This window comes from Streptomyces sp. NPDC021096 (assembly GCF_040641275.1).
Taxonomy (GTDB): domain Bacteria; phylum Actinomycetota; class Actinomycetes; order Streptomycetales; family Streptomycetaceae; genus Streptomyces.
This window is the reverse complement of sequence record NZ_JBFADG010000030.1, coordinates 26,998-43,848: the sequence shown is the minus strand read 5'-3', so window position 1 is coordinate 43,848 and position 16,851 is coordinate 26,998. Positions and strand designations below refer to the sequence as shown.

Annotated in this window: 1 protein-coding gene; it reads right to left on the bottom strand. The window is 75.3% G+C overall.

All coding sequences use genetic code 11. The annotated features are described in order from the left end of the window. Positions 1-40 precede the first annotated feature (40 nt). The gene (locus AB0G59_RS26115) at positions 41-16,741 is read right to left on the bottom strand and encodes a type I polyketide synthase (RefSeq protein WP_360916242.1); all 16,701 of its coding nucleotides are present in this window, start codon (positions 16,739-16,741) and stop codon (positions 41-43) included. Positions 16,742-16,851: the final 110 nt, after the last annotated feature.

Below are 16,851 nucleotides of genomic sequence, written 5' to 3'. Positions count from 1 at the left end.
ACCTCCCAGTTCAGGAAAGATGTTTCGACCGACTGGGCTGTCAGGCGAGGCCGAGTTCTTTGTCGATGAGGTCAAACATTTCGTCGTCGCTCGAGGCGGCCGCGAGGTCGGCGTCGGCGTCGCCGTCGTCCTCCGCGGGGCCGCCGTCGTCGGCGACGTCGAGCTTCCACTGCAATGTCTTGAGGCGTTGGACCAGCCGGGTCCGGGCGTCGGCGTCCAGGCGGTCGCCGGACTCGGCCACGACCGCTTCGAGGTCGTCGAGTTCGGCGAACACCGGGGTGGTCCCCGTCCCGTCCGCGCTGCCGGGGTCGATCTGTGCGCGGAGGTGGCGGACCAGGCCGATGGGGGTCGGGTGGTCGAAGATCGCGGTCGTCGGGAGGCGCAGGCCGGTCTCGGCGTTGAGGCGGTTGCGCAGTTCCACGGCGGTCAGCGAGGACATGCCGAGGTCGAGGAAGCCTCGTTCGGCCTCGACGGCCTCCGGCGTGCCGTGGCCGAGCACGGCGGCGACGTGTCCGGAGACGAGCTGGAGCAGGAGGGCCTCCTGCTTCGGCACGCTGAGTCCGGCCAGCCGCTGTGCGAGGGCGAGGCGTTCGCCGCCCGCGGGTGCGCGGTCGGTGCCGTGTCCGGGGGTTCCGGCGGCGGTGCTCACGGCCCGGCGCGCGGGGGTGCGTACGAGTCCGCGCAGTACCGGCGGGAGTTCGCCGGCGGCGAGCAGGGCCCGGGGGTCCAGCCGGACCGGTACGAGGAGCGCGCGGTCGGTGCGGGGAGCGGCGTCGAGCAGGGCCAGGCCCTGGTCGGCGGAGAGGGGCAGCATGCCGGAGCGCGCGAAGCGATCAACGTCCACGCGGCCCAGTGTGGACGTCAATCCACTAGGTTCTTCCCAGAATCCCCACGCCATCGATACCGCCGCCATGCCCTGTGCGCGGCGGTGGTGGGCGAGGGCGTCGAGGAAGGCGTTGGCCGCGGCGTAGTTGGCCTGGGCCATGCCGCCGGCGACCCCGGCGAAGGAGGAGAACAGGACGAAGGCGGCGAGGCCGGCGTCCTTGGTGAGCTCGTGGAGGTGCCAGGCGGCGTCGGCCTTGGGGCGCAGCACGCGGTCGACCTGTTCGGGGGAGAGCGTTTCCAGCAGCCCGTCCTCGAGTACGCCGGCGGCGTGGACGACGGCGGTCAGGGGGTGTCGGTCCGGTACGGACGCCAGGAGCCCGGCCAGGGCGTCGCGGTCGGCGGTGTCGCAGGCGACCACGTCGACGTCGGCTCCCAGGGTCCGCAGCTCGTCGCGCAGGTGTTCCGCGCCCGGGGAGGCGAGGCCGCTGCGGCTGGTGAGCAGCAGGTGGCGGACGCCGTGGCGGGTGACGAGGTGGCGGGCGACGAGGCCGCCGAGCGCTCCGGTGCCGCCGGTGATGAGCACGGTGCCTTCGGTGTCCTGGGGGCCGGTGCCCTGCCAGGTGCGGGTGACGGTCTCCTCGGCCGTGGTGACGGTCCGCTGGAGGCGGGGGATCGTCGCGGTGCCCGATCGCAGTGCCAGTTGTGATTCGCCGGCGGCGACGGCCGTGGCCGTGGCCTGGGCGAGCACGGCGCGGGAGCGCTCGTCGTCGTCCAGGTCGACGAGCAGGAACCGGCCGGGGTGCTCGGACTGGGCGGAGCGGATGAGGCCCCATACCCCGGCGTCGGCCAGGCCCTGGACCGTGTCGTCGGGTCCGGTGGCGACGGCCTCCCGGGTGACCAGGACCAGGCGTGACGCGGCGAACCGCGCGTCGTCCAGCCAGGCCTGGGCGAGGGCCAGGACGTGGCGTACGGACTCGTGTGCGGCGTCGGCCGTCGTGGACCGGTCGGCGGGGGCCTGCCGTTGGGGCAGGTGGAGGACGACGGTCGTGGGTGCCTCGGCCGGTGCGGCGGTGTCGAGGGCGGTGCTCAGGGCGGTCGGGGTGCCGTCGAAGGCGGCGCGGTGCACCGGCACGCCGAGGTGCTCGAGCTGTGCGGCGGTCGCGGTGGCCGCCGGGTCCGTGCCGAGGACCGCCCACGTTCCGGCGGGCTTGTCGGTGCCGACGGCGGTGAGCGGGGTCCATTCGACGTGGAACAGCGCGTCGTGCCGTACGGTTCCGGCGCCCGCCCGCGCTCCGGCGGCGGCGAGTCGTTCCTGCGACACGGGCCGGGTGGTGATCGCGTCGATCGCGATCACGGGGGTGCCGGTGGTGTCCACGGCTGTCAGCGACACCGTGCCGTCCTCGCCGGCCGGTGTCAGCCGGACGCGGAGGGTGGTGGCGCCGGTGGCGAGGACCGTCACGCCCTGCCAGGCGGCGGGCAGCACGGGCGTGCTCCCGTCGGTTCCGTGGTCGGCGGCCCACAGGGCGAGGACCGTCTGCAGCAGGGCCGGGTGGACGCGGAAGCGTGCCGCGTCGTCCTGGGCGGTGCCGTCGAGGGCGACCTCGGCGAACAGGTCGTTCTCGTGCCGCCAGGCCGCTCGTACGGTCGGGAACGGTTCGTATCCCTGGGCGGCGAGCGTCCCGTACAGCTCATCGGTGTCGACGGGCCGGGCGTTCTCCGGCGGCCAGATGTCCAGGGCCGCCGTGTCGGGCGCCGGGTGGGCGGCGTCGGTGAGCGTTCCGGAGGCGTGCCGGGTCCATGCGGCGCCGGCGTCCTCGTGGGAGGGGCGCGAGTGGACGGTGACGGGGCGCAGGCCCGTGTCGTCGGCGGCGCCGACGGCCACCTGGATGCGGACGGTGCCGTCTTCGGGCAGGACCAGCGGCAGGTGTTCGGTGAGTTCGCCGACGACCGGGCAGCCGGCTTCGTCGCCGGCCCGGACGGCCCATTCGACGAGGGCGGTGCCGGGGACGACGGCCGAGTCCAGGACCATGTGGCCGGCCGGCCAGGGGTGCGTGTGGAGGCCGAGGGTGCCGGTGAGGACCACGCCGGCGTCGTCGGCGAGGGCGACGACCGAGTCGAGGCCGGTCGGGTCGACGGGCTCGGTCGCCTCCAGCCAGTACCGCTCGCGCTGGAAGGCGTAGGTCGGCAGCTCCACCGGGCGGCCGTCGGCGAGGAATTCCCGCCAGTCGACGCCGACGCCGTGCACATGGGCCTCGGACAGGGAGGCGAGCAGGCGTGCCGGGCCGCCGTCGTCGCGGCGCAGCGAGCCGATGAACACGGCGTCGGCCTCGGCGTCCGCGATGGTGTCCTCGATGCCCATGCTCAGGACGGGGTGCGGGCTGGACTCGACGAAGACGTCGTGGCCCTGGGCGAGCAGCGTGCGCAGCGACTCCTCGAGCCGCACGGTGCGGCGCAGGTTCTCGTACCAGTAGTGCTCGTCCAGTGCGGTGGTGGAGATCCAGTCCCCGGTGACCGTCGAGAAGAACGGGACGGTGCTCTCGCGGGGTTCGAGGCCGGCGAGGTCCGTGAGGAGGGCGGCGTGGATGCGTTCGACGTGGGCGGAGTGGGAGGCGTAGTCCACGGGGATCTTCTTGGCGCGGACCTTGTCGCGGCCGCACTCGGCGACGAGTTCGTCGAGTGCGGTGGTGTCGCCGGAGACGACGGTGGTGGCCGGGCCGTTGACGGCGGCCACGGACAGCTTGTCGCCCCAGCGTTCGATGCGGGTGAGGACCTGGTCGTGGGGGGCGGCGACGGACACCATGCCGCCGTGGCCCGAGAGTTCCCCGGCGATGGCCTGGCTGCGGACGGCGACGATCCTGGCCGCGTCGGCGAGGGACAGTGCGCCGGCCACGCATGCGGCGGCGATCTCGCCCTGGGAGTGGCCCAGGACGGCGGCCGGTCGCACGCCGTGGGCGCGCCAGAGCTCGGCGAGCGCGACCATGACCGCCCACAGGGCGGGCTGTGCCACGTCGACGCGGTCGAGGCCGGGGGCGTCGCCGGTGCCGCGCAGGACGTCGCGCAGGGACCAGTCGACGTAGGGGGCCAGTGCCTGTTCGCACTCGGCGATGCGGTCGGCGAAGGCCGGTGAGATGTCGAGGAGTTCGGTGCCCATGCCGGCCCACTGCGAGCCCTGGCCGGGGAAGACCAGGACGACCTTGCGTTCCCGGCCGCCGGTGAAGCCGCCGTGGACGACGCCGCCGGCGGGGGTGCCTTCGGCCAGTGCCCGCAGGCCGGCGGTGAGTTCGGCGCGGTCGGCGCCGGTGACGACGGCGCGTCGTTCGAGTGTCGAGCGCCGGGTGACCAGGGACGTGGCGATGTCGGCCGGGTCGGTGGCGGGTTCGTGCTCCAGGTGGGCGAGGAGGGCGCGGGCCTGGCCGCGCAGGGCCCGTTCGGTGCGGGCGGACAGCACCCAGGGCACGGCCCGGCCGACGGCGTCGCCGCTCGTCGGGGCGGTGGGCGTGTCCGGCGTCTCCGTGTCGGCCGGTGCTTCTTCGAGGATGACGTGGACGTTGGTGCCGCTGATGCCGAACGAGGAGACGCCGGCCCGGCGGGGCCGTTCGGTCTCCGGCCATTCGGCGGCCTCGCCGAGCAGGGTGACGGCGCCGGCGGACCAGTCCACGTGGCGGCTGGGCTCGTCGATGTGGAGGCTCTTGGGCAGCTGTCCGTGGCGCAGGGCCAGGACCATCTTCATGACGCCGGTGACGCCGGCGGCGGCCTGGGTGTGCCCGAGGTTGGACTTGATGGAGCCCAGCAGCAGGGGGCGGTCCTGCGGCCGGTCCTGGCCGTAGGTGGCGAGCAGGGCCTGGGCCTCGATGGGGTCGCCCAGCTTGGTGCCGGTGCCGTGGGCCTCCACGGCGTCGACGTCCAGGGGGGTCAGGCCGGCGTCGGCGAGGGCCTGGCGGATCACGCGCTGCTGCGAGGGCCCGTTGGGGGCGCTGAGGCCGTTGGAGGCACCGTCCTGGTTGACGGCGGAGCCCCGGACGACGGCGAGTACCGGGTGTCCGTTGCGGCGGGCGTCGGAGAGGCGCTCGACGAGCACCAGCGCCACGCCCTCGGAGAAGCCCGTCCCGTCGGCGGAGGCGGCGAACGGCTTGCACCGGCCGTCGCCGGCCAGTCCGCGCTGGCGGGAGAAGTCGGTGAACAGCCGCGGCGAGGACATGACGGTCACGCCGCCGGCCAGCGCCAGGGAGCATTCGCCCTGGCGCAGCGACTGCATCGCCATGTGCAGGGCGACCAGCGACGAGGAGCAGGCGGTGTCCACGGTCACGGCGGGGCCCTCCAGGCCCAGCGTGTAGGCGACGCGGCCGGAGGCGACGCTGAAGGCGTTGCCGTTGTTGACGTAGCCGGTGAGTTCCTCGGGTACGTCCGGGACGCGGGTGAGGTAGTCGCTGGAGGCCATGCCGGTGAAGACGCCGGTGCGGCTGCCGCGTACCGACCGGGGGTCGATCCCGGCGCGCTCGAAGACCTCCCAGGACGTTTCCAGCAGCAGCCGCTGCTGGGGGTCCATGGCCAGGGCCTCGCGGGGGCTGACGCCGAAGAAGTCGGCGTCGAACTCGGCGGCGTCGTTCAGGAAGCCGCCTTCGCGGGTGCGGGAGGCGCCGGGCCCGTCGGGCACGGCGTCGTAGAGCCCGTCGAGGTCCCAGCCGCGGTCGGCCGGGAAGGGGGCGATGGCGTCGGTGCCCGAGGACAGCAGCTCCCACAGGTCCTTCGGGGAGCGGACGCCGCCGGGGAGGCGGCAGGCCATGCCGACGATCGCGATGGGGTCGTCGGCCGCGTCCGGTGTCGCGGCCGGGTGCGCCGCGCCGGCACTACCGGTCTCGGCGTCGTCGCCGTCCGACAGCTCCGCTTCGAGGTACTCGGCGAGCGCGGCGGGGGCGGGGTAGTCGAAGGCCAGGGTGGCGGGCAGGCGCAGGCCGGTGGCGGTGCCGAGCCGGTTGCGGAGTTCGACGGAGGTGAGGGAGTTGAAGCCGAGGTCGCGGAAGGCGCGGTCGGCGTGGACGAGTTCGGTGCCGGTGTGTCCGAGCACGGCGGCCACGCAGGTGCTGACGAGGTCGAGCAGCAGGCCGCGGCGCTCGGCGCGGGGGCGCCCGGCCAGGCGCCGGCGCAGTCCGTCGGTGCCGGTGGCCTCGGCGGTGCTCGCCGTGCGGCGGGCGGGGCCGCGGTAGAGCGCCCGCAGCAGGGACGGGATGCCGTCCGGGGTGCGCGGGCGCAGGGCGGAGGCGTCCATCCGTACCGGTACGAGCAGGGCCCTGCGGGTGGTGAGGGCGGCGTCGAAGAGTGCGAGGCCGTCCTCGGTGGTGAGGGTCTGGGCTCCCGACTGGCGTGCGGTGACGAGGTCGTTGTGGTCGAGGTGCGCGGTCATGCCGCTGGCCTGGGCCCACAGTCCCCAGGCGAGCGAGGTGGTGGGCAGGCCGTGGGTACGGCGGTGCTGGGCGAGGCCGTCGAGGAAGGCGTTGGCCGCCGCGTAGTTGCCCTGGCCGGCGGAGCCGAACACGCCGGCGGCCGAGGAGAACAGCACGAGGTCGGCCAGGTCCAGGGAGGCCGTCAGCTCGTGGAGGTTGCGGGCCGCGTCGGCCTTGGGGCGGGTCACCGCCCGCAGGCGGCCGGGGGTCAGGGAGGCGATGACGCCGTCGTCGAGGACGCCTGCCGCGTGCACCACGGCCGTCAGGGGGTGTTCGGCGGGTACGGACGCCAGGAGCCCGGCCAGCGCGTCGCGGTCGGCGACGTCGCAGGCGGCGACGGTGACGTGGGCGGCGCCCAGTGCCGTCAGCTCCTCGCGCAGGGCCGCGGCGCCCGGGCTGTCGGGGCCCCGGCGGCTGGTCAGCGTCAGGTGGCGGACGCCGTGCCGGGACACCAGGTGCCGGGCCAGGAGCCCGCCCAGCTCTCCGGTGCCGCCGGTGATCAGCACGGTGCCCTCGGTGTCCCAGGGGCGGGGCACGGTGAGGACGACCTTGCCGACGTGGCGGGCCTCGGACACGAAGCGGAACGCGTCCCGGGCGTGCTGGACGTCCCAGGTGGTGACGGGCAGCGGCTGGAGCACGCCCTGTTCGAAGAGGGTGACCAGTTCCGCGAGCATCTGCTGGATGCGCTCGGGGCCCGCCTCGATCAGGTCGAACGCCCGGTAGGTGACGCCCCGGTGGGTGCGGGCGACCTCGTCGGCGTCGCGGATGTCGGTCTTGCCCATCTCGACGAGGCGGCCGCCGGGCGGCAGCAGCCGCAGGGAGGCGTCCACGTACTCGCGGGCCAGGGAGTTCAGGACGACGTCCACGCCCCGGCCGCCGGTGAGGGCGCGGAAGCGGTCCTCGAAGTCGAGGGTGCGGGAGGAGGCCAGCTTCTCGGCGGGCCAGCCTTCGGCCCGCAGCAGGTCCTGCTTGCGGTCACTGGCGGTGCCGAGGACGTCCGCGCCCCAGTGGCGGGCCAGCTGGGCGGCGGCCATGCCGACGCCGCCGGCGGCGGCGTGCACGAGGACCGTTTCGCCCTCGGCCAGGCCGGCGAGGTCTCGCAGCGCGTAGTAGGCGGTCAGGAACACCACGGGGACGGCGGCCGCCTGGGCGAAGGACCAGTCGCGCGGCACGCGGGCCAGCACCCGGTGGTCGGCCACGGCCAGCGGGCCGAAGCCGCCGGGCACCATGCCCATGACGCGGTCGCCGACGGCGAGCCCGCTCACGCCGGGCCCGACCTCGACGATGACGCCGGCGGCCTCGGAGCCCAGGAACCGGGCGCCGCCGGGGTACATGCCGAGCGCGTTGAGGACGTCGCGGAAGTTCAGCCCCGCCGCCCGCACCTCGAGCCGGACCTGGCCGGGCTCCAGGGGCCCGGTGACGTCCGGGCAGGACACGAGGGCCAGGTTGTCGACGGTGCCCTTCTCCGGGATGTCCAGCCGCCACGGCTGGGCGGGATCCGGGACGGTCAGCGGGGGGTGGGCGTGGGTGCGGACCAGACGCGGGGCGTAGGCGGTGCCCTGGCGGAGCGCCAGCTGGGGTTCGTCCGCGTCGATCAGGCCGGGCAGGGCCCGCCAGGAGGCGGCGTCGGCGTCGACGTCGGCCAGCACGATGCGGCCGGGGTGCTCGGACTGCGCGGAGCGGACGATGCCCCACGCGGAGGCCCCGGCGAGGTCGCCGACGTCCTCGCCGGAGTGGGTGGCGACGGCGTCGCGGGTGACGAGGACGAGCCGGGTGCCGGCGAAGTCGTCGTCGGCGAGCCAGGTCTGCAGCAGCTCCAGGACGGGGTCCAGGGCGGCGGCCACCTCGGACGGCGTGCCGTGTGCCGCGGGCAGGGGCACCAGGAGCACGTCGGGGGCCCGGTCCGCGGCGAGCGCGGCCAGGTCGTCCCCTGTCCGCGGGCACAGCCCGGCTTCGGCGAGGGCCGGGGGCGCCTCGCCCAGCAGGGCCCATCCGGCCGTGCCGGCCGGGCCGTCGGCGGGGCGGGGCAGCGGGGTCCACTCCAGGTGGAAGAGGGCGTCGCGGGCCGCGGAGGACGCGGGGTCGAGGAGTCCGTCCGCCACGGGCCGTACCGCGAGCGAGTCGATCGAGGCGACGGGGCGGCCCGTGCCGTCGGCCATCGCCACGGTGACGGCGTCCTTGCCGGCCGGGGTCAGCCGTACGCGCAGGGCGGTGGCGCCGGTCGCGTGCAGCGCGACGCCGGTCCAGGAGAACGGCATGCCGGGGCGGCCGTCCTCCTTGCCCAGCGGGCCGAGCCCGGCCGCGTGCAGGGCCGCGTCCAGCAGGGCGGGGTGGATGCCGCAGCGTGCCGCGTCCGCCAGGGCGGGCTCGGGCAGGGCCACGTCGGCGAAGACGTCCTCGCCCCGCCGCCAGGCCGCCCGTACGCCCTGGAAGACCGGGCCGTAGCCGTAGCCGTCCTCGGCGAGCCGGGCGTAGAACTCCTCGGTGTCCACGGCCTCGGCGCCGCGCGGGGGCCATGCCGCGAAGTCCCGCCAGTCCGCCGGGCCCTGCGCGTCGCCGGTGGCGAGCGTGCCCGTGGCGTGCTGGGTCCATGCCCCGCCGCCCGTGCCGGCGGTGGGGCCGGTCTGCCGCGCGTGCACGGTCACCGGCCGGCGGCCGGAGCCGTCCGGCTCGCCGACGGCGAGCTGGACCTGGACGTCACCGCGCTCGGGCAGGACGACGGGGGCGTGCAGGGTCAGCTCCTCGACGCGGCCGCAGCCGAGTTCGTCGCCGGCCCGGATCACGGCCTCCACCAGCGCCGCGCCCGGCACCACGACGACACCGGACACCGCGTGGTCGGCCAGCCAGGGGTGCGTACGGACCGACCAGCGGGCCGTCGCGACGATCCCGTCGCCGCCCGCGAGCTCCACCGAGGCGCCCAGCAGCGGGTGGCCGGGCGAACCCAGGCCCGCCGAGGCGACGTCACCCGTGGCGCCGGCGACGCGCGGCCAGAACCGCCGGCGCTGGAAGGCGTAGGTCGGCAGCTCGACGCGGCGGGCGGCCGTGCCGGCGAAGAACGCGTCCCAGTCGACGTCCACCCCGTGCACGCGGGCGTCGGCCAGGGACGTACGGAACCGGTCGAGGCCGCCCTCGTCACGGCGCAGCGTGCCGGTCGTGGCCGCCGGGACGCCGGCGTCCTGTGCGGTCTCCTGCACTCCGGCGATCACCACCGGGTGCGGGCTGACCTCGATGAAGGCGCGGTACCCGTCGCGCAGCAGCGCCCGGGTGGCCTGTTCGAACTCCACGGTCTGCCGCAGGTTGCGGTACCAGTAGGCGGCGTCGAGCCCGGTGGTGTCGACCGGCTCGCCGTCGACCGTCGAGTAGAAGGGGATGTCGGAGGGGCGGGGCGTGATGGGGGCCAGCACGGTCCGCAGTTCGTCGTGGATGCGCTCCACCTGGGCGGAGTGCGAGGCGTAGTCGACGGGGATGCGGCGGGCGCGGACGCCGTCGTCCTCGCACCCGGCGACGAGCGCGTCGAGGGCGTCCGGCGCGCCGGAGACCACCACGGAGTTCGGGCCGTTGACGGCGGCGAGGGACACGCGGTCGCCCCAGGCGTGCAGGCGCTCGCGCACCGCCTCGACGCGCTGGGCGACCGAGACCATGCCGCCCTGTGCGGAGAGGGCGGTCAGCGCCCGGCTACGCAGGGCGACCACGCGGGCGGCGTCGTCCAGGGAGAGGGCGCCCGCCACACAGGCGGCGGCGATCTCGCCCTGCGAGTGGCCGAGGACGGCCGCGGGCTCGACGCCGTGCGCCCGCCACAGTCCGGCCAGCGAGACCATCACGGCGAACAGGGCCGGCTGGACCACGTCCACGCGGTCCAGGGAGGGGGCGTCCGGTGCTCCGCGCAGCACGTCGGGCAGGGACCAGTCGGTGTACGGCGCGAGCGCTGCCGCGCACTCGGCCATGCGGGCGGCGAAGACGGGGGACGTGTCGAGGAGTTCCAGCGCCATGCCCGCCCACTGCGAGCCCTGGCCGGGGAAGACGAAGACGGCCTTCCGGCCGCCTTCGGCGGTGCCTTCGAGGACGCGGGGCGAGACGAGCCCCCCGGCCAGGGCGTCGAGCCCGGCCAGGAAGTCCTCGCGGCCGGCCGCGAGGACGGCGGCGCGGTGGTCCATGGCGGCCCGGCCGGTGGCCAGCGAGTACGCGATGTCGGTGCTGTCGGGCGCGGGGGTGGCCCGGACATGGGCGGCCAGGCGGCCGGCCTGCTCGCGGACGGCTTCGGCGCTCTTCGCCGAGAGCAGCCACGGGACGAGGGGCGTGCCGCGGTCTTCTGTTTCGGTCGTCTCGGGTGCGGGAGTGGCGGGTTCGGGTGCGGAAGTGGCGGGTTCGGGGGCTTCTTCGAGGATGACGTGGGCGTTGGTGCCGCTGATGCCGAAGGAGGAGACGCCGGCGCGGCGCGGCCGGTCGCCGCCGCCGGGCCAGGCGGCCGGCTCGGCGAGCAGCTCGACCGCGCCCTCCGTCCAGTCGACGTGCGGGGTGGGCTCGTCGATGTGCAGGCTCCTGGGCAGTTCGCCGTGGCGCATGGCCAGGACCATCTTCATGACGCCGGCGACGCCCGCGGCGGCCTGGGTGTGCCCGATGTTGGACTTGACGGAGCCGAGGCGCAGGGGCCGTTCCCGGTTCTGTCCGTAGGTGGCGAGCAGGGCCTGGGCCTCGATGGGGTCGCCCAGCTTGGTGCCGGTGCCGTGGGCCTCCACGACGTCGACGTCGGCGGCGGCCACACCGGCGTTGGCGAGGGCCTGGCGGATGACGCGCTGCTGCGAGGGGCCGTTGGGGGCGCTGAGGCCGTTGGAGGCACCGTCCTGGTTGACGGCGGAGCCCCGGACGACGGCGAGTACCGGGTGTCCGTTGCGCAGGGCGTCGGAGAGCCGCTCGACGAGCAGCAGTCCGGCCCCCTCGCTCCATCCGGTGCCGTCGGCGGCCGCCGCGAACGGCTTGCAGCGGCCGTCCGGTGCCAGGCCGCGCTGCCGGGAGAACTCCACGAAGGAGTAGGGGGTGGACATGACCGTCACACCGCCGGCCAGCGCCAGGGAGCACTCGCCCTGGCGCAGCGACTGCACCGCCATGTGCAGGGCCACGAGCGAGGACGAGCACGCCGTGTCGACGGTGACCGCGGGGCCCTCGAAGCCGAAGGTGTAGGCCACGCGGCCCGAGACGACGCTGCCGGCGTTGCCGGTCAGCAGGTGGCCGGCGACCTCGTCCCGGTCGCCGTCCAGAATGGTCTGGTAGTCGAGGGAGTTGGTGCCGGCGAACACCCCGGTCACGCTGCCGCGCAGGGTCTCGGGGTCGATGCCCGCGCCCTCGACGGCCTCCCACGCGGTTTCGAGCAGCAGCCGCTGCTGGGGGTCCATGGCCAGGGCCTCGCGCGGGGAGATCCCGAAGAAGGCGGGGTCGAACCCGGCCGCGTCGGCGAGGAATCCGCCCTCGCGGGCGTAGCTGGTGCCCTGGTGGTCGGGGTCGGGGTGGTAGAGCCCGTCGAGGTCCCAGCCGCGGTCGGCGGGGAACGGGGATATCCCGTCGCCGCCGCCGGAGACGAGGGACCAGAACTCCTGCGGGGAGCTCACCCCGCCGGGGAAGCGACAGGCCATGCCCACGATGGCCACCGGCTCGTCGGATCCCGCGGCGGCTGTCTGCCGGGTCACCGCGGCGGTGGTGCCGGGGCCGCCCAGGGTCAGGGTGCGCAGGTGCGCGGCGACGGCGAGGGCCGTGGGGTGGTCGAAGAGCAGGGTGGCGGGCAGGCGGACGCCGGTGGCGGCCGTGAGCCGGTTGCGCAGCTCGACCGCCGTCAGCGAGTCGAAGCCCAGCTCCCGGAAGGCGCGGTGGACGTCGACGGCGTCCGGTGAGGGGTGGCCGAGGACCTTGGCGGTCTCCTCCCGGACCAACTCCACCAGAACGCGTTCCTGTTCGGCCGCCGGCAGTGCGGCGATGCGGTCCCGCAACGGGGAGGCACCGCCCGGCCCGCCCGCCGCGCCTGCTCCGCCGCCGGCCGCGCGGTCCTGCAGGGCGCGGCGCGCCTCGGGCAGGTCGGCGAGGAGCGGGCTGGGCCGGACGGCGGTCAGAGCGGGGGCGTACGCGTCCCAGTCCACGTCGGCCACGGTCACGTTCGCCGTGCCCCGGGCGACGGCCCGGCTCAGGGCGGCGACGGCGAGGCGGGGGTCCATGGGGGTGAGCCCGTCGCGGCGCATGCGGTCGGCGAGGGTGGTGCCGCCGGCCGCCATGCCGCGGTCCGCCCAGGGGCCCCAGGCCACCGAGGTCGCGGCCAGGCCCATGGCGCGGCGCTGTTCGGCCAGGGCGTCGAGGAACGCGTTGGCCGCGGCGTAGTTGGCCTGGCCGGCGTTGCCGAGCACGCCCACGACGGACGAGAACAGCACGAACATCTCCAGGTCAGCGTCCTGGGTGAGCTCGTGCAGGTTGAGCGCCGCGACGGTCTTCGGGCGCAGTACGGCCTCGTAGCGCTCGGGGGTCAGCGAGTCGAGCACGCCGTCGTCGAGCACGCCCGCGGCGTGCACCACGCCGGTCAGGGGCACGTCGGAGGGGATGGCGGCCAGCAGGTCCGCGAGCGCGTCGCGGTCGGCGGCGTCGCAGGCGGCGATGGTGACCCGGGTGCCCAGGGCGGTGAGTTCGGCCTCCAGCTCGGCCGCGCCCGGGGCGGCCGAGCCCCGGCGGCCGGTGAGCAGGAGGTGCTCAGCCCCGGCGCCGGCCAGCCAGCGTGCCACGTGCGCGCCCAGCGCGCCCGTGCCGCCGGTGACCAGGACCGTGCCGCGTACGCCGGGGGTCTCCTCGGCGTTTCCGCGGGCGGCCGCCCGGACGAGGCGGCGGGCGAAGACGCCCGCGGGGCGGATGGCGAGCTGGTCCTCGGTGTGCCCGCCGGCGAGCACACCGAGGAGGGCGGCCACGCTCCGGTCGTCCATGGCCTCGGGGAGGTCGATCAGGCCGCCCCAGCGCTGCGGGAGCTCCAGGGCGACGACCCGGCCCAGACCCCACACCTGGGCCTGTACGGGGTGGGGCACCGTGTCCGGCCGGTCGGCCGGCACCGCGCCCCGGGTGACGCTCCACAGCGGTGCCTCGGCGGAGAGGTCCTCCAGGATCCGTACGAGCTCGGTGGTGGCGGCCAGTCCGCGGGGCACCGACGGGTGGTCGGGGTGGGGGCGTTCGTCGAACGCCAGGAGCGACAGGACACCGGCGAGGGGACCTTCGGCGAGCCGTGCGGCGACGGCGGCGCGGTCGTCGTCCCCGGCGCCCGGGCCCGCCAGCGCCAGGCGCTCGGCCCGCATGCCGTGGGCCGCGAGGGCGTCGGCGAGGCCGGTGGTCCACGGGTCGTCGTGGCCGTCGGGCACCACGATCAGCCAGCGGCCCGACGCCGTCCGGTCGGTGAGTCCGGTGACCGGGGTCCAGCGGGCGCGGTAGCTCCAACTGTCCACGGTGGTGAGGGTCCTGCGCCGGCGGCGCCACGAGGAGAGGGTGGGCAGCAGGGTGCCGAGGGAGGTCTCGGCGTCGTCGCCGTCGAGGGCCAGGACCGTCGACAGTTCCGTCACGTCGCCGCGTTCGACCGCCGACCAGAAGCCGGACTCGTCGGGATCGCCGGGGGCGGTGTGGGGGGCGTCCGGGCCGGTCAGCCAGTACTGCTGGCGCTGGAAGGCGTAGGTCGGCAGCTCCACGCGCCGGGCGGCGGTTCCGGCGAAGAACGCCCGCCAGTCCATGCGGGCGCCGTGCGCGGAGGCGGCGGCCACGGCCTCGGTGAGCGCCCGGGCCTCGGAGCGGTCGCGGCGCAGGGCGGAGAGCAGCAGCGGAGCGGGGGAGGTAGTGGCGGTGGCGGTCAGGGAGGCCTCGACCATCGGGGTGAGCACACCGCCGGGGCCGATCTCCACGAACGTGGCGACGCCCTCGGCTTCGAGCGTGCGCACCCCGGCGCAGAACCGGACGGCCTCGCGGACCTGGCGCACCCAGTACTCCGGGGAGCGCAGCTCCTCCGCCGTGGCGATCCGGCCCGACACCGTGGAGACGACGGGGATGCGCGGGGCGTCGTAGCGCAGGCCTTCGGCGACGCGCCGGAAGTCCTCCAGCATGGCGTCCATGCGCGGCGAGTGGAAGGCGTGGCTGACCCGCAGCCGCTTGACCTGCCGCCCCTGGTCCTTCCAGTGGGCGGCGATGGCGGAGACGGCTTCTTCGTCGCCCGAGACGACCACGGACTGCGGCCCGTTGACGGCTGCGAGGTCCACAGCGCCGGAGCCGGGGCCCGTGCCCGTACCCTCGTTGCCGGCGTATTCGGCCAGGGAGGCACGGATCTCGTCCTCGGTGGCCTGGACGGCCATCATCGCCCCGCCCGGGGGCAGGGCCTGCATCAGGCTGCCGCGCGCCGCGACGAGCGCGGCGGCGTCCTCCAGGGAGAGCACTCCGGCCACGTGCGCGGCGGAGAGCTCGCCGATGGAGTGACCGCCGACGAAGTGCGGTGTCATGCCCCACGATTCGAGGAGCCGGAACAGGGCGACCTCGACGGCGAACAGCGCGGCCTGCGTGTACTGCGTCTCGTTCAGCAGCGCGGCCTCCGCCGAGCCCTCGTCGGCGAAGACGATCTCGCGGACCGGGCGCTCCAGGTGCCGGTCCAGCTGTGCGCACACCGCGTCGAACGCCTCGGCGAAGGCCGGGTGGCTCGCGTGGAGTTCGCGTCCCATCGCGGGGCGCTGCGAGCCCTGGCCCGCGAAGAGGAACGCCATCGGCGCCTTGACGGCCGCGCCGGTGACGACTCCGGCCGTGTCACGGCCCTCGGCCAGGGCGTCCAGGCCGCGCAGGAACTCCTCCCGCTCCCCGGCCACGACGACCGCGCGGTGCTCCATCAGCGCCCTGGTCCCGGTCAGCGAGCGGGCCACGTCCTCGGGGGCCAGGTCCGTGCGGGCGCGGACGTGCCGGCCGAGCCGGGCGGCCTGCGCCCGCAGGGCCTGCGCGGACCGGGCCGACAGGACCCAGGGCAGGACGCCTCGCGGGTCCTTCTGCGGGGATTCTTGTGGGGCTTCCTGCGGGGTTGCCTGCGAGGCTTCTTGCGCGGCCTCCTGCGGGGCATCCTCCAGGATGACGTGGGCGTTGGTGCCGCTGACGCCGAACGCGGAGACGGCGGCGCGGCGGGGCCGGTCCGTCTCCGGCCAGGCTTCGGTGTCGGTCAGCAGCTTCGCGCTGCCGGCCGACCAGTCGACGTGCGGGGTGGGCTCGTCGATGTGCAGGGTCCGGGGGACGGTGGCGTGGCGCATGGCCATGACCATCTTCATGACGCCGGCGACGCCCGCGGCGGCCTGCGTGTGCCCGATGTTGGACTTGAGCGAACCGAGCAGCAGCGCCCGGCCGGCCGGACGCTGCTGCCCGTAAGTGGCCAGCAGGGCCTGGGCCTCGATGGGGTCGCCGAGCGTCGTACCGGTGCCGTGGGCCTCCACGACGTCGACGTCCGCCGCGGCCACGCCGGCGTTGGCGAGGGCCTGGCGGATGACACGCTGCTGCGAGGGCCCGTTGGGGGCGGTCAGACCGTTGGACGCACCGTCCTGGTTGACGGCGCTGCCACGGACGACGGCCAGCACCGGGTGACCGTTGCGGCGGGCGTCGGAGAGCCGCTCCACGAGCAGCAGCCCGACGCCCTCGCTCCATCCCGTGCCGTCGGCGGCCGCCGCGAACGGCTTGCAGCGGCCGTCCGCGGCCAGGCCGCGCTGCCGGGAGAACTCCACGAACATCTGCGGGGTCGACATCACGGTCGCGCCGCCCACCAGGGCCAGCGAGCACTCGTCCTGGCGCAGCGACTGCACCGCCATGTGCAACGCGACGAGGGACGACGAGCAGGCCGTGTCGACGGAGACCGCCGGGCCCTCCAGGCCGAGGACGTAGGAGATCCGGCCCGAGGCGACGCTGATGGTGTTGCCGGTCAGCAGGTGTCCCGCGACCTCTTCCTGCTTCTTGCCGGGACCGTCGTCGTAGTAGCCGTGGCCGGTGCCGACGAAGACGCCGGTACGGGTGCCGGCGAGGGACTCCGGGTCGATGCCGGCCCGTTCGACGACCTCCCACGCGGTTTCCAGCAGCAGCCGCTGCTGCGGGTCCATGGCCAGGGCCTCGCGCGGGGAGATCCCGAAGAAGGCGGGGTCGAACTCGCCCGCCTCGTGCAGGAATCCGCCCTCGCGGGAGTACGTGGTCCCGTGGCGGCCGGGGTCGGGGTCGTACAGGCCCTCCAGGTCCCAGCCGCGGTTGCCGGGGAAGGCGGAGATGGCGTCGACGCCGTCGTGGACCAGGTCCCAGAGCTCTTCCGGGGACCGTACGCCGCCGGGGTAACGGCAGCCCATGGCGACGATCGCGATGGGTTCCCGGCGCTTGTCCTCCACCTCTCCCAGCTGCTGACGGGTGTCGTGAAGGTCCGCGATGGCCCGCTTCAGATACTCGCGGAGCTTCTCCTCGTTCGACGTCACGCTGTCAACCCCTCGGTGGTGTGCCGGGAAATGCCCGTTGGAGGCCTGGCCGTTCGGCCGTCGTCGAGGGGGGCGAAGAGACTGCCGACACCCACGTCCGACCATTTCCT